Annotated in this window: 22 protein-coding genes and 2 pseudogenes; 15 read left to right on the top strand and 9 right to left on the bottom strand. The window is 58.2% G+C overall.

Going from position 1 to position 21,348, the window contains the following annotated elements; genetic code table 11:
• The 5 genes from ACA044_RS12100 to ACA044_RS12120 all read left to right on the top strand — a co-directional run bounded on the left by ACA044_RS12100 (position 1) and on the right by ACA044_RS12120 (position 7,773).
• Complete coding sequence (locus ACA044_RS12100) at positions 1–1,317, top strand: glycosyltransferase family 2 protein (RefSeq protein ID WP_497446544.1); 1,317 nt, start codon at positions 1–3, stop codon at positions 1,315–1,317.
• Position 1,318: 1 nt separating this feature from the next.
• Complete coding sequence (locus tag ACA044_RS12105) at positions 1,319–2,230, top strand: hypothetical protein (protein ID WP_497446545.1); 912 nt, start codon at positions 1,319–1,321, stop codon at positions 2,228–2,230.
• Positions 2,231–2,236: 6 nt separating this feature from the next.
• Positions 2,237–3,352 carry an HlyD family secretion protein gene (locus tag ACA044_RS12110; RefSeq protein ID WP_497446546.1) on the top strand — a complete coding sequence of 372 codons (1,116 nt, stop codon included), beginning with the start codon at positions 2,237–2,239 and terminating at the stop codon, positions 3,350–3,352.
• 7 nt (positions 3,353–3,359) lie between these two features.
• Positions 3,360–4,307: an NAD-dependent epimerase/dehydratase family protein gene (locus ACA044_RS12115; protein ID WP_497446547.1), complete on the top strand. Its 948-nt coding sequence runs from the start codon at positions 3,360–3,362 to the stop codon at positions 4,305–4,307.
• A gap of 265 nt (positions 4,308–4,572) precedes the next feature.
• The gene (locus tag ACA044_RS12120; protein ID WP_497446548.1) at positions 4,573–7,773 is read left to right on the top strand and encodes a glycogen debranching N-terminal domain-containing protein; all 3,201 of its coding nucleotides are present in this window, start codon (positions 4,573–4,575) and stop codon (positions 7,771–7,773) included.
• A gap of 47 nt (positions 7,774–7,820) precedes the next feature.
• On the opposite strand, the gene ACA044_RS12125 is transcribed toward ACA044_RS12120, so the two are convergent.
• Positions 7,821–8,087, bottom strand: coding sequence for a hypothetical protein (locus ACA044_RS12125; RefSeq protein ID WP_497447213.1), 267 nt, complete (start codon positions 8,085–8,087; stop codon positions 7,821–7,823).
• A gap of 160 nt (positions 8,088–8,247) precedes the next feature.
• On the opposite strand from ACA044_RS12125, the gene ACA044_RS12130 reads away from it, so the two are divergent.
• Positions 8,248–9,309: a hypothetical protein gene (locus ACA044_RS12130; RefSeq protein WP_497446549.1), complete on the top strand. Its 1,062-nt coding sequence runs from the start codon at positions 8,248–8,250 to the stop codon at positions 9,307–9,309.
• Positions 9,310–9,325: 16 nt separating this feature from the next.
• Positions 9,326–9,680: pseudogene (locus ACA044_RS12135) on the top strand (DUF1428 domain-containing protein).
• Between the two features lie 14 nt (positions 9,681–9,694).
• Here the strand turns inward: ACA044_RS12135 and ACA044_RS12140 are convergent.
• Positions 9,695–9,889 carry a hypothetical protein gene (locus ACA044_RS12140; RefSeq protein WP_095635147.1) on the bottom strand — a complete coding sequence of 65 codons (195 nt, stop codon included), beginning with the start codon at positions 9,887–9,889 and terminating at the stop codon, positions 9,695–9,697.
• Between the two features lie 125 nt (positions 9,890–10,014).
• Between ACA044_RS12140 and thpR the strand changes: the two genes are divergently transcribed.
• The 3 genes and pseudogenes from thpR to ACA044_RS12155 form a co-directional block, all read left to right on the top strand.
• Positions 10,015–10,554 (top strand): RNA 2',3'-cyclic phosphodiesterase, encoded by a 540-nt coding sequence (gene thpR, locus ACA044_RS12145; RefSeq protein ID WP_497446550.1) that lies wholly within the window; start codon positions 10,015–10,017, stop codon positions 10,552–10,554.
• A 360-nt stretch (positions 10,555–10,914) separates the two neighbouring features.
• Positions 10,915–11,463 carry a cupin domain-containing protein gene (locus ACA044_RS12150; RefSeq protein ID WP_497446551.1) on the top strand — a complete coding sequence of 183 codons (549 nt, stop codon included), beginning with the start codon at positions 10,915–10,917 and terminating at the stop codon, positions 11,461–11,463.
• A 128-nt stretch (positions 11,464–11,591) separates the two neighbouring features.
• A pseudogene (locus ACA044_RS12155) lies at positions 11,592–11,684 on the top strand (NUDIX hydrolase); the annotation flags it as partial.
• Between the two features lie 108 nt (positions 11,685–11,792).
• On the opposite strand, the gene ACA044_RS12160 reads toward ACA044_RS12155, so the two are convergent.
• From ACA044_RS12160 to ACA044_RS12170, 3 genes are all read right to left on the bottom strand, one after another.
• Positions 11,793–12,035: a hypothetical protein gene (locus tag ACA044_RS12160; protein WP_497446552.1), complete on the bottom strand. Its 243-nt coding sequence runs from the start codon at positions 12,033–12,035 to the stop codon at positions 11,793–11,795.
• 12 nt (positions 12,036–12,047) lie between these two features.
• The gene (locus ACA044_RS12165; RefSeq protein WP_497446553.1) at positions 12,048–12,527 is read right to left on the bottom strand and encodes a hypothetical protein; all 480 of its coding nucleotides are present in this window, start codon (positions 12,525–12,527) and stop codon (positions 12,048–12,050) included.
• Between the two features lie 323 nt (positions 12,528–12,850).
• The gene (locus ACA044_RS12170; protein WP_497447214.1) at positions 12,851–14,332 is read right to left on the bottom strand and encodes a leucine-rich repeat domain-containing protein; all 1,482 of its coding nucleotides are present in this window, start codon (positions 14,330–14,332) and stop codon (positions 12,851–12,853) included.
• A gap of 587 nt (positions 14,333–14,919) precedes the next feature.
• Here ACA044_RS12170 and ACA044_RS12175 point away from each other — a divergent pair.
• Both ACA044_RS12175 and ACA044_RS12180 read left to right on the top strand, forming a co-directional pair.
• On the top strand, positions 14,920–15,309 hold the full coding sequence (locus tag ACA044_RS12175) for a hypothetical protein (RefSeq protein ID WP_497446554.1): 390 nt from the start codon (positions 14,920–14,922) through the stop codon (positions 15,307–15,309).
• Between the two features lie 15 nt (positions 15,310–15,324).
• Complete coding sequence (locus ACA044_RS12180; RefSeq protein WP_497446555.1) at positions 15,325–15,747, top strand: HD domain-containing protein; 423 nt, start codon at positions 15,325–15,327, stop codon at positions 15,745–15,747.
• A 145-nt stretch (positions 15,748–15,892) separates the two neighbouring features.
• On the opposite strand, the gene ACA044_RS12185 is transcribed toward ACA044_RS12180, so the two are convergent.
• Complete coding sequence (locus ACA044_RS12185) at positions 15,893–16,324, bottom strand: hypothetical protein (RefSeq protein ID WP_497446556.1); 432 nt, start codon at positions 16,322–16,324, stop codon at positions 15,893–15,895.
• A gap of 847 nt (positions 16,325–17,171) precedes the next feature.
• Positions 17,172–18,008 carry an NAD(P)H-dependent oxidoreductase gene (locus tag ACA044_RS12190; RefSeq protein WP_497446557.1) on the bottom strand — a complete coding sequence of 279 codons (837 nt, stop codon included), beginning with the start codon at positions 18,006–18,008 and terminating at the stop codon, positions 17,172–17,174.
• Positions 18,009–18,093: 85 nt separating this feature from the next.
• Here ACA044_RS12190 and ACA044_RS12195 point away from each other — a divergent pair, with 85 nt between their 5' ends.
• From ACA044_RS12195 to ACA044_RS12205, 3 genes are all read left to right on the top strand, one after another.
• Positions 18,094–18,987 carry a LysR family transcriptional regulator gene (locus tag ACA044_RS12195; RefSeq protein ID WP_497446558.1) on the top strand — a complete coding sequence of 298 codons (894 nt, stop codon included), beginning with the start codon at positions 18,094–18,096 and terminating at the stop codon, positions 18,985–18,987.
• 213 nt (positions 18,988–19,200) lie between these two features.
• A complete protein-coding gene (locus tag ACA044_RS12200; protein ID WP_497446559.1) occupies positions 19,201–19,437 on the top strand; it encodes a hypothetical protein in 237 nt (78 codons plus the stop codon).
• 124 nt (positions 19,438–19,561) lie between these two features.
• Positions 19,562–19,798 carry a hypothetical protein gene (locus ACA044_RS12205; RefSeq protein ID WP_497446560.1) on the top strand — a complete coding sequence of 79 codons (237 nt, stop codon included), beginning with the start codon at positions 19,562–19,564 and terminating at the stop codon, positions 19,796–19,798.
• A 154-nt stretch (positions 19,799–19,952) separates the two neighbouring features.
• Here ACA044_RS12205 and ACA044_RS12210 read toward each other — a convergent pair whose 3' ends face one another.
• The gene (locus ACA044_RS12210; protein ID WP_497446561.1) at positions 19,953–20,846 is read right to left on the bottom strand and encodes a hypothetical protein; all 894 of its coding nucleotides are present in this window, start codon (positions 20,844–20,846) and stop codon (positions 19,953–19,955) included.
• Between the two features lie 11 nt (positions 20,847–20,857).
• Positions 20,858–21,340: a hypothetical protein gene (locus ACA044_RS12215; RefSeq protein ID WP_497446562.1), complete on the bottom strand. Its 483-nt coding sequence runs from the start codon at positions 21,338–21,340 to the stop codon at positions 20,858–20,860.
• Positions 21,341–21,348: the final 8 nt, after the last annotated feature.

Genomic DNA, 21,348 nt, shown 5'->3' on the forward strand with positions numbered 1-21,348 from the left:
ATGGAGCAACTCTATAACGCACTCAGTGCACTCATGGGGACGGACGGTCTGAGCCGGTTGTTCTACATGCTCTTTCCGTTGTTCCTGGTGTTTGAATTGCCGCTGATGATCATGGTGTTGCTGGGCGTATTGCGCTGGTTTGCCCGTCGGCGCACCAGCGTGCCGAAGAACAGTCTCTATCGGCCCAAAGTCTCTTGCGTCATTACCTGCTACAGCGAAGGGATGGATGTTCAAGCCACGCTGTTAAGCCTGTGCGAGCAGACGTACCCCGGCCACATCGAGATGATTCCAGTGGTGGACGGGGCCACGGTGAATCAACCGACGCTCAGTGCCGTTCGCCGTTTTAACGTGGATCCGCTGTTGTATCCCCGGCGTCATTTGCGCCCGATCGCCAAATGGCAAAGGGGCGGACGGGTGTCGTCATTGAATGCCGGCCTGTCGCTTGCCAGCGGTGACATCGTGATGGCGCTCGACGGTGATACGTCGTTCGACAACAACATGGTCAGCGCTATCGTGCGCAATTTCGAGGACCCTTCGGTGCCAGCGGTCGCCGGTAGCTTGCGGGTGCGTAATGTCTGGGGCTCCTGGGTCACCGCCATGCAGGCGCTGGAATACCTGTTATCGATTCATATGTCGAAAATCGGCCTGGCCGAATGGAATCTGGTAAACAACGTCTCGGGTGCCTTTGGCGCCTTCCGCCGCAGTTTCCTGGTGAAAATCGGTGGCTGGAACACGCACACTGCCGAAGATCTGGACCTGACGCTGCGCATCAAAAGTTACTTCAAACGACATGACTTGAGGATTCCCTTCGAGCCGGAAGCGATCGGGCACACCGATGCACCGGCGACCCTCAGTCAGTTTCTGATGCAACGCTTGCGCTGGGACGGTGACCTGTTTTTTCTGTACGTCAGAAAGCACAACCACAACATCAACCCGCGTTTACTGGGCTGGTCAACCTTCCTGATGATCCTGGTCAGTGGCTTCTTTTTTCAGTTGGTGCTGCCGTTCATCATCTTCATCTACACCTTGCTGGCGTTGTTCGTTCTACCGGGCAAGACGCTGTTGTTTCTGTTTGCGCTGATCTACCTGCTGTACCTGACGATCACCGTACTGCTGTTCGGCGCCATGTTGTCGATGGTGTCCGACCGACCTCGACAGGACGTGATCCTGGGGGTGTTGGTGCCTGTCTTCCCGCTGTTCATGCTACTCCTGCGGTGCTGGAGTGCAGTGGCCATGCTCAACGAGGTGTTTCGTCGTGGCCATGAAGAAACCTCGATGGCGCCGTGGTGGGTTCTTAAACGAGCCACGAGGTTTTGATATGCGATCGGTACTTCTAGCCTTGACCCTGTCGCTGCCCGCTTTGTCCCTTGTGGCGCCTGCCTGCGCATCAGCAGCACTTGAACTCGCGCAACCGCGTTTCTTGTTGGCGTCCACGTCGGCGGCAACGCCGAAGTCAGGGGCCGGGGCAGGGACGGGCATATGGTCCCAGGCCAGTTACGTCTGGGACAGCGAAGCGTTGCTCGATCCTGATCGGCGCGAGGCGGAGCTGCAGGCGCTGCGCAAGGCCGGGATGGACAAGATCTACCTTGGGCTCAAAGGCTCACAGGTCAATGACCTGGTCACCACCCGGCGACAGCTGGAGCAACTGCTTCAAGCCGCGGCTCGTGAGGATCTGCAAGTGAGCCTGTTGCTCGGCGATTCGAGCTGGATCGAGCCGACGGATCGCCACCAGCTCAGCGATTTATTGAAGAAGTTGAAGGGGCTTGCATTCAGCAGTCTGCATCTGGACCTGGAGGTCGAACAACTGGGCATGCCAGTGCCCGATCAACGCCTGAAAAACTGGCTCGACACCTTGCGCATGGCGTCAAACGAGAGCCCATGGCCGGTGGAAATATCCAGCCATCATCGCTGGTTCGCTGAACCAAAACCGGGGCAAACCTGTGTGCCGTGTGCGCTTCCCGAGGCTGGTGTGCACCAGGTCAGCCTGATGATCTACACCCGCAACCCACAAAACAGCGCACGAATGGCGGAGCAGATCGCCCAGCGCTGGCCCGCTCTGCAATTTCGTCTGGCACAAAGCACAGAACCCGAACTGCCAGCCACGGAAAGCTGGGCTGGCGCGTCGACTGAACAGTTGAAACACCAGGCCAGCGCCTGGCGCGAACAATTGCAACCACGGGGGGTTGCCGGTATCGACTGGCAGGCCTGGCGAGACTTCCCAAAACGGTGAGCCGTCATGAAAATTCGTTTCGATAGTCGCAAAGAATTGAACCCCACCCAGGAACAGGGCTTGAGTGTGCTGTACGCACCGGGCAAGCGCATGGCCTTTCGTGCACGCTGGTATTTGATCTTGCTGCTGGTCGCCAGCCCCTTGATCTGGCTGGGTGGAAAGCTGGCGTACAGCATGCTGATGATCGATGCCCCGGCGCAATTGCGCCTGCCGATTTACGAGGTGCGCGCGCGCGATGCCGGCCGGGTCGATCAGCTGTTTGCAAAGGCCGGTGATCAAGTTCAGGCCGATCAAATGCTGGTCAGTCTGGACAACCCGGAATGGCGGGCCCGGCTGTCGCAATTGGCTGCCATGCCGACCAAGGCGACGAACACAGGCACAGGCAGTGCCCAATTGGGTGGACGGGAACGGCAGTTGCTCAAGACCCGAATCGGCAGGGCGGAACAAAAGATCCAGGAATTGGAGTATCTGGTTGCACGAGGCGCGGCCGCTCACGCCGAAGTGCTGGCAGCGCAGTCGGAACTCGACGGGTTTCGGGCGGACCTGTTGGCGTTCGAACGCCGCGAGCAACTGGCGCGTCAGCCCCCCCAGGGGCTTGAGCGCGAGATCATTCAGCAGAACGCCGAGCAGCAATGGTTGAAGACGCGTCTCGCCGCGTTGTCGATCAAGGCGGGGCAGAGCGGCCGGATAGCGGAGGTGCTGGTGACCCCGGGCGAAAACGTCGGCGCCGGCACACTGTTGATGCGCCTGGAGCGCCTGGAGGATCCGCTGCTATGGATTTATCTGGAGCCGCTCAATATCAGTTACGCCGCCATCGGCCAGCCGCTGCGTGTGCGCATGCCGGATGGCCAGTGGCTGGCGGCTCATGTGGTGCAGGCGGTAGACAGTGCCGGGCGCACGCCGACGGTGCTGCGCGGGCCGTTTGCCGCCAGTGAAATGGGCTTGCAGGTCGCAGCCCGGTTTGATGAGCCGCTGCCGCCGCGCTGGCGAATCGATCAACTGCCGTTGAATGTTCGCTTCCCCACCGATTGGCAAGAGATGTTCAGTGCCGGTCGGGCGTTGATGGAAAAAGTTGAGGAGTTCGTCGCGATGGATCGACCTACAACCACTACTCCAGAGTGAATTTGTCATGTCAGCTGATCGAATTCTTGTGACGGGTGGCGCGGGCTTCATTGGTTCGCACCTGGTCGACGCCTTGCTTGAAAACGGCTATGGCGTACGGGTACTGGATGATCTTTCAACCGGCAAACTGGCGAATCTGCCGGTGGACCGTGCGCATTTGAGCCTGATAGTCGGGGATGTCGCGGACGCGCCGACGGTGGAGCGCGCCCTGAAAGATTGCAGCGCGGTGGTGCACCTGGCCGCGGTCGCCTCGGTCCAGGCTTCGGTCGAAGACCCGGTCGCCACTCACCAAAGCAACTTCATCGGGACGCTGAACATCTGCGAAGCCATGCGCCAGGCTGGCCTGAGAAGGGTTGTGTACGCCTCCAGCGCCGCCATCTATGGCAGTAACGGCGAGGGCACGGCCATCACCGAAGACACGCCCAAAGCCCCGTTGACGCCCTATGCCGCAGACAAACTGGCCAGTGAGCATTTCTTCGATTTTTACCGCCGCCAGCATGGTCTGGAGCCCGTGATACTGCGCTTCTTCAACATTTACGGACCGCGCCAGGACCCTTCATCGCCTTACTCCGGGGTCATCAGTATCTTTAGCGAAAGAGCCCAGAAACACCTGCCCGTCACGGTGTACGGGGACGGCGAACAGACCCGGGATTTCGTCTACGTAGAGGACCTTGTAAAGGTGCTGGTACAGGCAGTGAAAGAATCGGGGCCGAGCGGTGAACCGGTCAATGTCGGTTTCAACCGCTCAACCAGCATCAACGAGCTGGCGGCCACGTTGAGCACTCTGCTGGGCCGGCCCCTGGCGTTGAATTACGCTGCCCCGCGCTCCGGTGACATCCGCCATTCCCGGGCCGATAACCAACGTTTGCTCGAACGTTTTCGGTGCACGGAGCCGACCTGCTTTGCAGACGGTTTGGGTCAGTTACTCAGAAGTCTTGAGGGCGGCGACCGCTGAGCGGATGGAACTGTTGCCGCAGGCGTACCGTCAATCGAGGATAGGGCCACCAGACCTGAGTGAGTGAAGAAGCACAAATGCCAGTCAGTCAAGCCGCGGAACCTGTGGGAGCGGGCTTGCTCGCGAAGACGGCGTCACAGTCAACATTGATGTCGCCTGACACACCGCTTTCGCGAGCAAGCCCGCTCCCACAGGGATTTCGCTTAACTGCTGGCATTAACACTGGAGGCCTTTATCCTTCGACCCCATGACGGAGGGCCTCTCCATGAGGATCGCTCAGATCGCGCCGCTCACCGAACGTTGTCCGCCCCGTATGTACGGTGGCACTGAGCGGATCGTGTCTTACCTGACCGAAGAACTGGTGCGCCAGGGACACGATGTCACGCTCTTCGCCAGCGGCGATTCGCAAACCTCGGCACGCCTGGAGCCAGGTTCGCACCAAGCCTTGCGGCATGATCCACGCATCAAGGACGGGGCGCCTCATCACATCCTGATGCTCGATCAAGTCCTGCGGCAGGCGGATCAATTCGACGTGATGCATTTTCATGTCGATATCTTCCATTTTCCGTTGATTCGACACTTGGCCGGGCGCAGCGTGACCACGCTTCACGGGCGTCTGGACATTGCGGACTACCAATCCTTTTACCCTCACTTTCCCGAGGTGCCGCTGGTCTCGGTGTCCAAGGCGCAGCGCACCCCGGTGAAGGGTGACGTCAATTGGGTGGGCAATGTCTATCACGGCATTCCGGGCGATCTCCTGGCCTTCAACCCCGAACCGACCGGCGACTATCTGGTGTTTCTGGGGCGTATTTCTCCCGAGAAACGCCCGGACCTGGCCATCGAGATTGCCTCAAAGGCCGGGCTGTCATTGAAGATCGCGGCCAAGGTCGACAAGGCCGATCAGGTTTATTGGGAAGAAGTCATCGCACCGATGATCGCCACCCATCCGAATGTCGAATTTCTCGGCGAGATCGATGAATCCCAAAAGGCAGACTTGCTGGGTAATGCCCGCGCACTGATCTTCCCCATCGACTGGCCCGAGCCGTTCGGTCTGGTCATGATCGAAGCCATGGCCTGCGGCACGCCGGTGATTGCATTTGGTCAGGGCTCGGTGCCGGAAGTGATTGACGAGGGCGTGTCCGGTTACATCGTCGATGGCGTCGCAGGGGCGGTAGCGTCGGTGCAGCGGTTGGCAGAGCTGGATCGGCGAAGGGTCCGGGCCAGGTTCGACGAACGGTTCACGGTCGAGCGCATGACCAATCACTATCTGGAGTTGTATCGCCATCTGACGGCGGGCAATACCTATGGCCATCCCACCACGCCCTTCGATATTCCGGCCACTGCGTCGCTGCAAGAGTTGCGTTTGCGCAACCTGAAAAACAACGACACCTTCGCGGTGTTCGACCCCAATGGCGACGTGCTGTTTGCGGACGACAGCCCGCAAGGGATTTTCCATACCGATACCCGACACCTTTCCGGGCTCTACCTGACGCTTAACGGCGCGCGGCCGCTGTTGCTCAGTTCTACGCTGCGTGACGATAACGCGATGCTCACGTGCGACCTGACCAACCCGGATCTATTCGACGCCCATGGCGATAAAATCCTGCACCACGATTTGATCCATCTGCGCCGTTCACGGTTCTTGTGGAAAGGCTCCTGCTACGAACGCCTGACTCTTCGCAATTTCGACGATGCCCCCCAGCATCTGCAATTGAGAATCCAGTTTGCGGCCGACTTCAAAGACCTGTTCGAAGTTCGCGGCGCCCGGCGTCCGCAACGCGGCGAAGGGCACCGGGCTGAGATTACCGATGAAGAGGTGGTGCTTTCCTACACCGGCCTGGACCACAAACGGCGTATGACCCGCCTGCGTTTCGCCCCGGTGCCGGCCAGCCTGACCTGCGATTCGGCGTTGTTCGAGGTTCGGCTGGCTGCGGGGGAAAGCCAGTCGCTGTTCATGGACATCAATTGCGGCGTGCAAAATCCGCCATTTACGGTGCGCCACGGGTTCTTTATTTCATTGCGCGATTCCCGGCGCGAGTTACGCACATTCTCTTCGCGGGCGGCCTCTGTGGTGACCTCCCATGATGTGTTCAACGAGGCGGTCAGCCGCAGCGTTTCCGACCTCTACATGCTCATGACCAAAACCCGCGAGGGGCTATATCCCTATGCTGGCATTCCATGGTTCAGCACCGTTTTCGGACGAGATGCGCTGATCACGGCATGGGAGATGCTGTGGTTCGATCCGGGTATCGCCAAAGGCGTACTCGGGCATCTGGCCGCCAACCAGGCAACCATCGTCGACCCCCACGCCGATTCCGAGCCCGGTAAAATCCTGCACGAGATAAGGCTGGGGGAAATGGCCGAGTTGGGCGAGGTGCCGTTCCGGCGTTACTACGGCAGCATCGATTCCACGCCACTGTTTGTCATGCTGGCCGCCGCATACCTGGAGCGCACCAATGACCTGGGCACACTGCGTCAGCTCTGGCCCAATATCGAAGCGGCGCTGACCTGGATCGAGGAGTACGGCGACCGGGATGGCGATGGTTTTGTCGAGTATGGCCGGCAGTCCGCCGAGGGGCTGATCAACCAGGGATGGAAAGACAGCCACGATTCGGTTTTCCATGCCAATGGACAGCTGGCCGTGGGCCCGATTGCGATCGTCGAAGTTCAAGCCTACGTATATGGCGCCTGGACCGGTGCCGCCAAAATAGCCCGTCGGCTGGGGGATCCGGACCGGGCCCAGCGCCTGAAATACAAGGCTCAACGCTTGCGCGAAGAGTTCGATACCCACTTCTTCGACGAAGAACTGGGCACTTATGTATTAGCCTTGGACGGCAACAAGAAACCCTGTCGAATCCGTACCTCCAATGCCGGCCATGCCCTGTTCGCGGGCATCGCTTACCCGGAGCGCGCGGCATCGGTTGTCGACGCCCTGATGGACCGCTCATCCTTTTCCGGCTGGGGGGTGCGCACCGTCGCGTCCTCCCAGGCTCGCTATAACCCGATGAGTTATCACAACGGCTCCGTATGGCCCCACGACAATGCGCTGATCGCTGCCGGCTTCGCCCGTTACGGTTATCGTCGGGACGCGGCGCGGATATTCGAAGGCCTGTTCGCCGCGTCGACCTACATCGATCTGCGGCGCCTGCCCGAACTGTTTTGCGGCTTTGCCCGGCAACGCACCCAAGGGCCGACGTTCTATCCAGTCGCCTGCATGCCCCAGGCTTGGGCCGCTGCTGCGCCGTTGTCGATGATTCAGTCGTGCCTGGGGATGAGCTTTCAGCCGAGGAAACTCAACATCCTGTTCGACGAACCGGTGCTCCCGGCGTTTCTGGACACCATCGCCTTGCGGCGCTTGGCAGTGGGTGATGAATGTGTGGACTTGATGCTCCGGCGCTCGGGGGAAAACGTCATGATCGAAGTTCTCAATCGTCAGGGTCCGGTGCGGATCTTGAGTACCAGTTAGGTGATGAGCGCGGCTTTGTATCAGGATTCCGAGCATCACCCTGTGTGTCAGAAGGTGAACGCTTGTCCCGCCCGTGACGGATGCTGAGTCATTTCAGTCTCCAGCAGATGCTCAACCAGCACATCATTCAGAAACCGAAACTGATCGTTGAGCCCGACCACCTCGTTACTGATGTGGTTGGCCGCTGCTGGCATCAGCAAGGCCTCGAAGTGCTGGTCGAACACCTGCGCGGCCGCTTTGCGAGGGACGACCTGCTGCGAATTCAGTGGTCTTGAGGGCCTATTCGCGAGCAAGCCCGCTTGTGTCTTGCGCAGGAATTAGACTGAGGGTGAGAGCGGGCTTGCTCGCGAAGGCGCCTTTGAGGGCACCATCCATTCATCTGACGGACGGCCCCCGCCCCCGACCTATACTCAAATCAGCATGCTCTTTTACGTCGGACACTCCGTTCGGCGAAGACTGTAGGACACCGCGATCTTGAACCTGCGTTCGCTGATCGTCGCTGTGTTGGTGATATTGGCGGGATGCGCCACGCCCCCGCCTGCCCCCGTAGTCGTGGCGCCGGTGGTGGTGTCCCAGAGCACCTGGCAGCAGGTGGACCGGGAGATTGTCGCCGCTTCACAACAGGCCACCGAGCAGGCCAGGGTTTACGCCCGCGGGTCCATGGAGCATTGGCGCACGCGGGTTTATCAGCAAACCGAAGAAGTCTTCATCCCTTGGTTCAGCAGCTACTGGACCCAGGAATGGCTGTCGATGAAAGTCAGCTGGTACACCATCAATGCCGGGGACGAGCAGGATGCGACGACCAAACGCCTGGCGGCCTATCTGCTGGAGCAATATCACCGGCGAGTGCTGGAACCGGTGGCGGTGGAGATCGATCCCGATGCGATCCTCGGGCAGGCGACAGAGTTTTATGTGCAACTGATGGGTCAGCAACTCGAGGTTATTTCCAAACGTCATGGCGTGCCGATGGCGCAGCTCAACAGTCGTATCCAGAAGGTCCCGGCTATTTCACTGGGCCCGCCGCCCGCCCGTGATGCTTCGCTGTATCAGGTGGTGCATGCCGAACTCAGTAAATTGCCGGCCTACCTGGCGCTGGTCGAGAAGATCCACACGGCGGGCGGCGAGAAGGGCATTGCTTCGACGGACGCCGGCATGGCGCCGGTAGCCAAGCGTGCCAGTAAGCGAATACAAGCCGAAATGGCCCCGCGAGGGGCGGCCAGTGCGGTGGCGGCAGTGGCGGGGAAGGCGGCCGGGGCGTTGATTTCCGTAGGGGTGGCAGGGGTGCGCGCGATTATTCAGGCCAACGACCGGCCCGATAGCGAGGCACTGATTCGCAGCAGTCTGGGCAATTCGTTCGACAAGGCATGGGTGAAGCTGGTGGATAACCCCGCCACCGGCGTTATGGCCGGAACGCTGTACATGGCCAGGCAGATCGAGGGCAGCCTTGCAGAGAGCGCCGAGCCGTCGGTCGGGCTGGACGTGGAGTCTGTCGATTGGAGCCACGCTGATTCGACTATCCAGCAGATCAACCCATAACCCCAGGAGAATGATCATGGCTTACGTTGATGGCTTCGTCGCTGCAGTGCCCACCCGCCAACCGCGAAAAATTCAAGCTACATGCGCAATCCGCCGCTGTGATCTTCAAGGAAAGCGGCGCGCTCAGCCTCGCCGAATGCTGGGGTGACGACGTGCCCGATGGCAAAGTGACCTCGTTTCCCATGGCGGTAAAACTCAAGGAAGACGAAACCGTGGTGTTTTCCTGGATCGTCTGGCCCGACAAGGCCACCCGTGACGCCGGCATGGCGAAACTCATGAGCGATCCGCGGATGCAACCGGACGTCAATCCAATGCCGTTCGACGGCCAGCGGGCGATTTTTGGCGGTTTCGATATGATCGTCAAAGCCTGAACATAATCGCAGGATCACTCCGGCGTCGGGGTGGTCCTGCAACTCTTGCGGTTACGAATCTCGCTGTCCGATGGGCGTTCCTTGATGAACTCGAAGCGCGGCTCGCCTTCGTTGTAGTGAACCAGCCAGCCCCATTCCAGCTCGGACTCATCCTGGCCGGGCTTCGGTGGCGCGGCCCACCATGGCTCTTTGCTGATGATCTGACGCATGGCGCCCTCCCGTCGATTCGGTTGCTTCAACTATAACGTGCATGCCGGCAGGTGCCAGAAATGAGCTTGCTGGCGTGGTATCCCTTTGTAAAATCAGAGGGTCCCCGAGCCTTGAGGTGCCAGACATGAGCGATGAAACCCGTGAGCCGTTCAAGCGGCTGTTCTTCGCCCTGAACTGCGCCCCCGAACAACGCCGGGCCATCGCCCAATGGCGCAGCACGCTGGGGCTCAACGTCGGGCGTCCGGTGCCGGCGGAGAACTTTCATCTGACGCTGCTGTTTCTCGGCACGGTGGGCATGGCGCAGATAGCGGGCGTCTGCAAGGCCGCCGCCGACGTCCGGATGCCCGGCGCTGCGTTGACGGTTGTGCTTGATCGACTGGACGTCTGGCGTCGATCCGGGGTTTTGTTACTGGCACCCGCGCAGGCAGCACCGGAGTTGCTGCGCCTGGTGTATGCGCTGGAACAGGCCATGTTGCCGTTCGGCTTTGAAGATACCCGTCGGGAATTTCGTCCGCATTTGACCCTGATGCGCGACTACCGAGCGCCGGTCCCCGAATCCGCTACGCCGCCAGAGTTTCTCCTGCGCGCTGACCGCTTCACCTTGTTCGAATCCCATAAAGGCCGGTACCGGGCGCTGGCCGAATGGCCGCTGGTTTCTGCATAGGCCCACAAAAAAAGGCGCCCTCGATCCTGCATGGGGGCCGTGGCGTTCGGAGATTTTGTGTCCGACCCATTCCCCCTGTGGGAGCGGGCTTGAACGCGAAAGCGGTGGATCAGTCACCCATGATGTTGAATGTGATTGCCCCTTCGCGAGCAAGCCCGCTCCCACCGTTTCAGCACCACTGCCAGTGCCAACGGCCGTTTTATCCAGCCGTTTATCGAACCTGCTGAGCTCCACCAACAAACGTGATTTAATAGCCGCCTTCCACGGTTCCGGGACGGGAAACGGCGTAATCCGCGGCCACCAGTCGCCCGCCACCCACCCCCATTACCCCTTAAGTAGTCGTTCACACATAAGGCTGTCATGGACACGGGCTCACGACTCAAATTAGTACGCGAAAGCTACAAGCTGTCCCAGCGCGAGCTGGCCCGGCGTAGCGGCGTCACCAATGCCACCATCTCCCTGATCGAACAGAATCGCGTCAGTCCCTCCGTCAGCTCCCTCAAAAAACTGCTCGAAGGCATACCCATGTCTTTGGCGGACTTCTTCACCTTCGACCAACCGCCTCGCGAGCATCAATACGTGTTCCGCGCCAATGAACAGCCAGATCTGGGGCGTCATGGGCTGCGGTTGCTGCTGATCGGGGCTTCGGTGCCGAGTCGGCAGATGCGGTTTTTGCGTGAGCAATACGCGCCTGGGGCCAGTTCGGGGGAAGAACCGATTGTGCACTCGGAAGGGGAGGAGTGTGGGCTCGTAACCCGTGGCACGGTTGAGCTGACCGTAGATGGGCAGATTAGTGTGTTGAATGCCGGGGATGGGTATTACTTTCCGACGACGCTGCCGCATCGGTTTCGGAACATTGGCCAGGATGAAGCGGAAATCATCAGCGCCAACACCCCAGCCAACTTCTGATATCGAAAGCAAACATCAAACCTGTAGCAGCTGCCGAAGGCTGCGTTCCCAGGCGACGGCGTACATCGTCCGGACGCAGTCTTCGACATTCGCTACAGGCATTTTTCAAAGTAAATGGATTTCATTTTATGGCTGAACAACGCATCCGCCCCCTCGCACTCTGCGTCTTCCATCACGATGGAAAAATTCTGGTCAACGAAGCTTACGACTCAATCCGCCAGTGTGCGGATTTTTGTAGACCTTAACCTGGCGTTGTACAGCTCCTGCATAGCGGTAGGATTTATCCCTGGTAGCGATAAATCCCTACATCCCTACATCCCTACATCCCTTCAGCCAATCTGCTCGAACCGCCGCCGCTTCAGGAACAACCCCACCCCCAGCGCCACGGCAAAGATCGACAGCAACCCCAGATCAAACCCCAACAAGCGGATCTGGCTTGCAGCAACGCAGCCGACCGCACCAGCCGCCACCAGCACCACCCCTAGCCACTTGCGCAGCAGATACGGCTTGAGAAACCGATCGAACAGAAAGAACAGCACCAGGGCAATGACCAGTTGGGTAATTTCGGACATGTGCGTCTCCAGTCAGGTCTTGATGATCAGTGTCGGGAGGGTGCGTTGCGGGCCGATACCGCCGTTGACCTGCGCCTCGATGCTGACCAGTACGTCGCCAGCATGGTAGGTGGGCAGGATTTCATTGGCATACATGCGCACACCGGCCCCTACAGGAATACCCACGTAAGAGGAGGACGCGGCAGTGGTGGCGGCAGCGAAGGCAGTGGCGGCAAGGTTGGCGATCTTGGTGCGTTGGGCATTGAGGGCATCGCCCTGTTGCCGGGTCAGCGGCTTGGAGATGCCGATCATCATCACGCACGGCAGGCTCTTGGCCTGCATCTTGTCGTACACCTCGACGACCTTGCTGTTGACCTCATAGTGGGAGCTTTTCGCCTCGCCAAAATGCAGCTCGCGCAGGCGTCCGCGTTCGCTGTCGGTGAGGGTGATCTGCGAGACGTTGAAGACGATCCCGTGAGTGCCCATGTATTGGAAAGTCCCTTCGAACTTCATCGCGCATCCTTTCGAGGCAAAGATGGCGATTCTCTATAAGGAGTGCATTGGATTCAAATCATTTCACCTTGCTGGCAAGGTGTGTTGGCCGGGCGCTTACGCTTTACGCCTGGCAGCTGCATTTGAAACGTCAGCACAATTTTGGCTGAACCTGCAGACTGCAGTATGATTTACGTACAGCTGAGATTGCTAAAGGGGAGCAAATCTACAGGGAAGTCGAGAAAATTCCTCACTGCGCGTAGCTGCAAAAAAGAAGTTTTAGCCCAGCAATATAGCTGGGCTTTTTATTGGGCGGTGAAACCAAGTCGACGGTCACCCCAGTATCAGATCCCAGGCCCCGTCACCTGGGCTGGCAATCTGGCCAAGCGATCCCAGCCGTCTGCGCTGATCCCGGTGCAGTTAGGCAACCACAATGTGTGCAACGGCAGCTGCTCCAGCACCGGCACTGCGGCGGACGTGATCCGCGATTCCCCCGGATCTGCCGTAATTGTCAGGTCTCGCAACGGCATACGCGCGAGATGGGCCACGCCGGCGTCAGTGAGCCAGGGACTGTCATACAAGCCCAGGCGTTGCAGGGGCAGATCCCGCAAGCAGGCGAGGTCGGCATCACGCAGATCCAGTCCGCTTATTTCAAGTTGCTCCAACGGCAATCCCAACTCGGCGAGCTTTCGCAAAACCTTGCCATCAACGCCGCGACAGAAACTGAGGTTCAGCCGCTTCAGCGGCAGGCCAGCCAGTTGCTTCAGCTCTTTCCAAGTGATGTCGTTCAAGGAAAGGTCCAGGGATTCCAAGTCCAAACCGCGCAGCTCACTCAACGTGCTTGCACTGACGCCTTGCACATCGCAGAGCCCCAGCCGCTTCAGTGGAAACCCGTGTAGCACGTCGAGCCGCTCGATCACTTGGCGTGAAGCCTTGAGATCCAGATCGGCGAGTGGCATGCCTGCCAATACTTCAAACTCGTCATCGCAGACATACGAAGACTGGAGCGAAAGCCGCTCGATGGGCAGGTCCCGGATGGCGTGGAGCATGGCGTCTGTTGCGTAACAGTGATCCAGGCTCAGAGAGCGCAATGCGGTCAGGCTGGAAAGCCAGGAAGGGTCCTCCAGGATTGCGCCGCTCCAACCGAGGGACAGTTGTTCGAGTGGGTGACTGCATAAATGCGCCATCCCGCGGGAAGTCAGCTCGCCTACGCGTTCTAACGTGAGTGATCGCAACTGGAGTTTTGACAGCCCGAGAAGACCGTCGTCGGTGACGTCGTCACAACGGTTCAACGACAATTCCTGCAACGGGCTATTGCCAAGTTGCTGGAGGAAAGCGTCGTCGAAGTCTTCGCCGTAGGTTCCCAACTTCAACCGGCGCAGCCGTTCGAGTGAAGGGAGGCTGGTGGCGTTATCGTTGCGGGAAAATCCGCTGATTTCCAAGGTATCGAGAGCAATGTCTGGCAAGCGCTGCCATACACTCTGATCGCAGCTGAATCTCGGACTGTTGAGTACCAGCGTGCGCAACGGCAGCCCTGCCAAGGCATCACACCAATCCGGCTCGGCGTTATTCAACTCCACATGATCGACCGGCAGACCACGAAGCTGTGACAACAATGGCCCAGGGCGATTTTTATGCGCGGCGACATTCAATTGCGCAATAACGACCCAGGCGGCCGGATCACATAAGCCTGCCGCGACGCGTAAACCCTCCAGTGACGCCTCCCCGGTGTCGAACAGATCACGATAAAGCGCAGCACGCGAGGCAATGTCATCGGGTGTGGCGGCGAGTTGGGCGATGAGAGCATTGCGGAGCGGATTGTTCATTGTCATAAGGCGGTCCTTTCGTGAAAAGCGTAGTGCCACCTTTCTGCTGCGAAACAAATAGGTGGCAGCTGTGAGCGGGTTCGCAGACCGAGGACGAGACCAAACCCGGCAGACCCGAAGGTCTCCCACACACAGCCGCCATAAAACGTAATGCTGGCGAAGTTTGCCAGAATTGTTGTTTGACGGTGTTAGGTCATTTCCCTCAGGGCTGCGAAACCCTATCGCTAACTGCGGGCAGCGACAGACCCACTCTAGGCAGTGATTTTGGTAGCCGCAACCGGGCTGTAGGACGCCCATATGGTCATTTTGGCGAGGCGGCTCTTCCCCGTTCTGTGTCGTAACGCAGTAAAACCGGGCGGTGCGGTGTGTCTGAGGAAACGGGCTAGCAGGGGTTGGGGCTGCTTCGCAGCCCAGCGGGAGCAAGCTCCCTGGCCACAAACGGCGGATTCCTACATGTTTTGCAGACTTCAAAATCCTGGCCGCTTCCTCATTAAACGATCAGACGGTGGGGAGGACGCTTGCTTCCGTTCAGCGTCGCCAGCGTCGTAGACTGAAAGCCAATAGCAAATCCAGGATGGAGCGCACCCATGATCGAAATCGGCAGCCGCAACAACGCCCCCACGCCGCAGCACAAAACCCAGGACATCTACCTTTTCCATATCGACCCTTCCCGGCCGGACACGCCTTTTTGTTTTGAGCAGTCCATCGGTGGCGGTCATTGCGAGCAGGGCGGGGCGGTGTGGTTGGCGGTGTCGCAGCTTGAGGCCTGGCCGGGTGAGTGGCGTCAGCACTTGCAGAAGTCCGGTTGTGGTTGGGTCGCTGAACTGGTGGATGGTCATCCGGGCGTCGATCAGGCGACGCTGGTGTCGATGATTCTCGAGCGCCACGCTGAGAGCGCAAAGCCTGTGGGACGGTGGAAAATGATTGCAGGTTGGTTCAAGCGCAACATTCATTTCACCGGCCGGTACGGCGTTTAACCAGAGGAAAATCCCATGAGTCAGTCACTGGAACGCGCCATTGCCATCGCCGCTACAGCGCATGAGGGGCAGGTGGACAAGGGCGGCGCGCCTTACATCCTGCATCCGCTGAAAGTCATGCTGCGGGTGAATACTCTGGAAGAGCGCATCGTTGCGGTGCTGCACGATGTGGTCGAGGACTGCGGCATCAGCTTCGACGATCTGCGCAAAGAGGGCTTCAGCGAAACGGTGCTGACGGCGATTGCGTCGGTGAGCAAAGTGCCGGGCGAGTCCTACGAGGCGTTCGTCGAGCGCGCGGCGCAGAACCCGATCGGGCGGGTGGTGAAGCTGGCGGATCTGGAGGAGAACAGCGACTTATCGCGGATTGCCCAGCCGTCCTGGGAGGATCTGGAGCGCATTGAGAAGTATCGGCGGGCGATGGGGGTGTTGCGTTCGTAGCGGGTGGATGTGGGGTCTAGTGCCGATCACTACGGGATTTGTGGACGTTAGGATGTCCCGGGTTTTCGCTGCATGGCACACCTTGGCGTGCCTTGCAGTAGTTGGCGGTTGTGATTGGTGCGGCACTTGTCAAAATTTTCACCCGTTATAGAGCTAGGTCCAGAGCCTCCATGAAGCTGGGAGTCCTGGCCGCTGCGACTGCATCTCGCCTTGCATTGAGCATCCAGTCCTGCACTCCCACTGCTGCCCCAACACCGGTCAAAGCAACTTGAATGTTGGTAATCACCATCGTGGCAGCATCTCCAGGTCGGTGCAGGGATTGAAACGCAGTCATCGCTTGAGTTTGTTCAAGTATAAGCCTGTCAACGAGTACCTGGATGCGCTGGCCGTCGCCTTCGTATAAGTCTCTTTGAGGATGGTCGTTCACTGCAATCACAGGGACTGTGGCCGCCAGGTACGCGGTCACCTGTGCTCTCAGTTGAACAACCCTTTGATTCAATCTGGCAACAACAGGATCGAATCGCTCGCTGATGAGCGGAGTGGGGTCATGTCGGGCGCGTCTTTCAGTGAGTTGCAAGCTCGATCTGTCGGATGTGCTGAGAAAAGACCCTATGTTTCCTAATGAGTTGATATCTACAGTTCCCCACGGCATAGCTCAATCTCCATTTCGTAGATGTGGCTCATGAGTATAGTCAGGGATTGCGGGACGCTTGTAGGAGCCCTTATGGCGGGGGCTCGGCGTTATTGTCTGGCTTGCGGTGAGTGCGGGTTGTGAGCGATGTGCTTCGGTCCCAAGGCCCACAGCACCAGCCCAATCAGCGGCACGAACACGATCGCCATCATCCACACCACACAGGAGCAGTGAAAGTCCGTCGCGCGGCATTAGTATTTTTCCATCCACCTATCATCCCCCTTGAAAACAATCGGTCTAAAAAGCCCGGCCCAGGCGTCGAACGATTTGCTATTCTGAGGTTGTAGGTGAAGACGCAGACTGATGCGCAAAGGGATAGCGAGGAAGCGTGGGGCGCGCTCCCAAGGGTACACGGTTAGAAAGATCTCCGCGCTGAGATCCAGCCCTTATGCCGTGTGAGGCAGAACAGCCTAAAGTTAAAAATCCTGTTCTGTGAGAGGCCCGATAAACCTTGTAAGCCAGAGACCAGCACTGGCCACCTACTCGATTTCAGAAGCCCGCCTTGTGCGGGCTTTTTCGTGTTCGTGGGGTTAAAGCCGTCATGCGATCTGTAGCAGCTGGCGCAGCCTGCGTTCGGCTGCGTAGCAGTCGTAAACCCTGAGTGCATAGTGTGCCTGACGGACCGCAGTGCCTGATTTTACGACTGCTACGCAGCCGAACGCAGCCTCGCAAGCTCGGCAGCTGCTACAAGCCGAACGCAGGCTGCGCCAGCTGCTACAGATCGCATTACGGCCTAACTCACCACGCTGGATTTTGTGGAGGGGGCGCGCACGCTTGGTTCATCGTGTTCTGCCTGTCTGACGTGAGCCGCAAAGCCAGGCTGATCCGAAGCAATCTCGGCGCGCAACGTGAGTTGCGGAATGTCATACGCCCCGGCGTTCTGCGGCCGGAAGGGAATCGGTGCGGTTTTCCAGAGGTCATCGAGCCGTTGGCCGAGCGCGTCACAGGTCGTTGCAAATCTCGCCTCATCCATGCGGCTGGTTCGATAGGTCACGAACGGTGGCAGCACGTCGAAGCCTGGGTAAAACAGTACGCCATGTTGAATGGGAAATAGCACATCATCGATGGGCCCATTGATGCCCCGTGGGCTGTAATGAGACTCCCATCCACCCGCTGTGACGATCAGCATCGCCCGTTTGCCCGCGAGGGTGCCTTCCCCATAGCGGTCGCCCCAGCGTGCATCGGAGTGTTCCCCTACGCCATAGGCAAAACCATAGGCATAGACGCGTTCCACCCAGCCTTTGAGGATCGCCGGCATCGAGAACCACCACAGCGGAAATTGCAGAATGACGGCATCAGCCCAGAGCAGTTTTTCCTGTTCGAGGACGATGTCCTGTCGTTGCCGGCCTTCTTCGAAGGCGCGCTTGGAGTCCAGCGAAGGATCGAACCGCGAGTCGGCTGGCCGGCCGAGGCTGTCATTGGCATCCAGCGAGGCTTTCCAGTCCATTGCGTACAAATCCGAGACCTGCACCCGGTGGCCGGCAGCCTCCAGGCGTTTGACGGCAAAGTCTTTGAGCGAACCATTCAATGATGTGGGTTCGGGATGGGCATAAACGAGCAAAACATTCATGGCTGAGTCTCCAGTGTCAGGAGCCTGCAGAATCGGACGTTGCCCGGTATATTGGAAATGAATAACCAATATGCCAGGTATTATCATGAATAATCTGCGACGCCTGGACATCAACCTGCTGCTGACCCTTGATGTCTTGCTCTCGGAACACAACGTGACCCGTGCGGCGCAACGCCTGAATTTGTCTCAACCTTCGGTGAGTGTTCATCTCGCCAAATTGCGGGATATTTTCGCTGACCCGTTGTTACTGCCAGGGCCTCGGGGCATGCGGCCCACGGCCAGGGCCGATGAGTTGCGCGAGCCGTTGCGCCAGGCACTGGAGGCCCTGGAACGCGCCGTGTCGCCCGCCAGCCCTTTCAACTCGGCTGAGGCGCGGCAGACGTGGAACGTCATGGCGTCTGACTATGGCGAGTCGACCATCGTTTTGCCTGCATTGGCCGGGCTGCGTTCGGCAGCACCGGGTACGCGTTTGGCGCTGTTTGACCTGGTTCCGCCACAGCTGGCCAGGCAAGCGGAGCAGGGGGCAATCGATCTGGCTTTTCATACCAGCGAAGACGCTCCCCTCGGCTTACGGCGTCGGGCGTTGTTTACCGAGCACTATGTTTTGGTGGGGCGTGCCGGTCATCCGCGGTTGAAAAAGCCACCGACACTGGCGCAGTTCTGTGAGCTCGACCAAGTGATCGTGTCACCGGATGGCGGGGGCTTTCAGGGCGTTACCGATAAGGCGCTTTCGCAGATGGGCCTGACGCGACGGGTGGTGCTGTCGGTCCCGCATTTTCTGTTTGTGCGGTCGGTGGTGGAGAGTACCGACATGGTCGCGATGCTGCCGTCGCGGCTGGTTCGCGATGCGCGTGCGCTGGAGGTGGTCGAGCCACCGCTTGAAGTCGCGGGTTACGAGATGTCGATGCTCTGGCCCGAGCGCTGTCATCGCGACCCTGCGCATCAATGGTTGCGCGAGTTCATTGTGAATGCGTTGTGATGGGCATCAGATAAACGCAATCCTTGTGGGAGCGGGCTTGCTCGCGAAGACGGCGGCACAGTCAACATTGATGTCGCCTGATACACAGCTTTCGCGAGCAAGCCCGCTCCCACAGGTCCCGCGCCTGGCATTGACCCGTCTCCTTGTGCTGCCGTCATCGCAGCTCAGCGCTGCATGGGTTACGCTGATAGCAACGATGGGAGGAATGCAGTCATGACTGAGCGCCATATGATCCACTCGGAAACACTGTCGAACGGATGCAGCATCGAGGTTAAAGCCGAGATATTGAGAGATGGCTCGCTGAAGATGCTCATCGGTGTTTACCGGCCGGACGGTTCGGTCATCGTTGAGGACAACCACCCGTCACCGCACCTGCTGGACATGGAAGCCGCGCTGGACTGGGCCATCGAAAAAGCCAAAACCATCGGTAACAGCCAAAGAACGCTGTAAGGCCCGGCGATAAATGAATCATTGATCGGCTGGAAGGTCGTATCTACGGGTTTGAACGCACTGCGATTGAATTCGCGGATAGCGTCACCTCATCCCCGTAGCTCTGACTTTTTAGGATGTTCAAATGAAGCGCATTGCGATAATGACCCTGGCCATGGCAAGTACTCTCCTGTTGGGAGGTTGCTTTCCTCACTGGGAAGATGGAGACAGGTACGATCGGGATCACCGCCGTGAATACCGTCGCGATCATGATCGGAACTACGATCGAGACTATGATCGCCGCGATGACCGGGATGACGACCGTCGTGATGATCGCCGTCGTTACCGCGACCGGGATCGTGACGACCGAGACGACGATTGACCCTTGCCCACATACCTTCAGAGCGGAGTCATCACCGCTCTGAAGGCTTGCGATCCGGTTTTTCAGTACGAGGAAACCGGTCGTTTCCGGAAACAGGCTTACAGCTGTTTCATCGCCGCACCGGCCAGCCCTTCGATCCACTCCTTGCCGCGTTTCAAGAACGTATAGACATGGAATCCAGAATTTCACAATTGCGTGCCTTCGCCTGGTCGTAGTGGGCCAGTGGACTCTTGACGGTGGCCACCACGAACTGGTCGGGAAAAAGTTTGTGGTCTCGAATCGTGGCATCAGGAAAGGGTGAAAAGGTGTATGAATCATGGAAGTGGAATCGAGTCGCCTTTTTATCAAAGGGCTTGATCCATGCGGGACTCATGGCCTTGACCAGATTGATATTGAGTGTGTTCATTTTCCGAACCTCTTTTTCGGAAAGCTCAGGTACGATTTGAACTCTAAAAGATGAAGTGATTTTATTTCTGGACGTTTTAAAGCTTTCAATTTCCGGGGCTTGGTATATCACGCCTTCTTCTGATTGCCGGGTATTCTGCCAGGAAGCTGGAATTTTGAATGTTAGTGATTTGAACTCAATTGTTTTAAATTGACAGTCACTGTAACTGCTTTGTAGTTCTGTCAAGGCTTCAATGGTGTGTGTTGCCATTTTTTTTACATCTTCGTCATCGCTGGCTACTCTTTTGTCCTCGAGAAGCTGGAATGTTTTAGCTTCCAGAAGCGCGTTATTGAAAAAATAGCGAATGCTGTCGAATTGAACCCATTTGCAATCATCTTCCAATCCCTTTTCCACCCAGGGCAGGACTTGGTCCTTAAAGCGAAAGTGAAGGCAGGTGAAGGCAAGGCTTGCAAGCCTGCGCATTTGCATGTGCTCGTGGGAGCACAGTTCCTGAGCGATAAAATCCAGATCCTGCTCGTCGTTCACCAAGGAGGCGACTACGCTGGCTGTCGACATCAGTTCGGAGAAGGGAACTCCGCCATTCATCAGGTCATCAAGAAAAAGTGAAAAAGTAAGCTTGAGCGTTTCAATAGTGTCAGACATGAGAACCTGCTTTAAACCTGATTAAGCCAAGTAAAAAAATCGGCGTGCTTGTCTTCAATGCCTTGAGGTGTATTTCCAAGGGATTGTTGAAGCCGGTAATAAGCCTTTATCTTGCTTTCGAGTTCTGGTGTCATCTTCTGTTGAAGCAAATCCAAGGGGTTTAAATCCAGAATCTGAATTTCGTCCTGAGTCAGGGGCCTTGGACCTCTTCTTTCTACTACTGTTAACTCTGTGGTTAAAACGTCCAGTTGAGGTTCGCTGGCCGGCGAAAGCGTGATTTTGGCCCATGTGGGACCTATCAATTCCCCGGCGGTTATATGCCGGATATCCACCGCGCGCGCCGTCGCATAGACAATAAAAACATCATTGGGCTCGGCGGGCCACTTAAGCGGAAAAGGATCACTGATGAACGATCTCCACGTCAGTTCCGCTGACGGCGCAGGTTGGTAGATAGACGGCCATTTTTTATCGACGACTTCCTGGACTTTTCCCATCGTGAAAT

The sequence above is a fragment of the Pseudomonas sp. LBUM1673 genome (assembly GCF_059695645.1).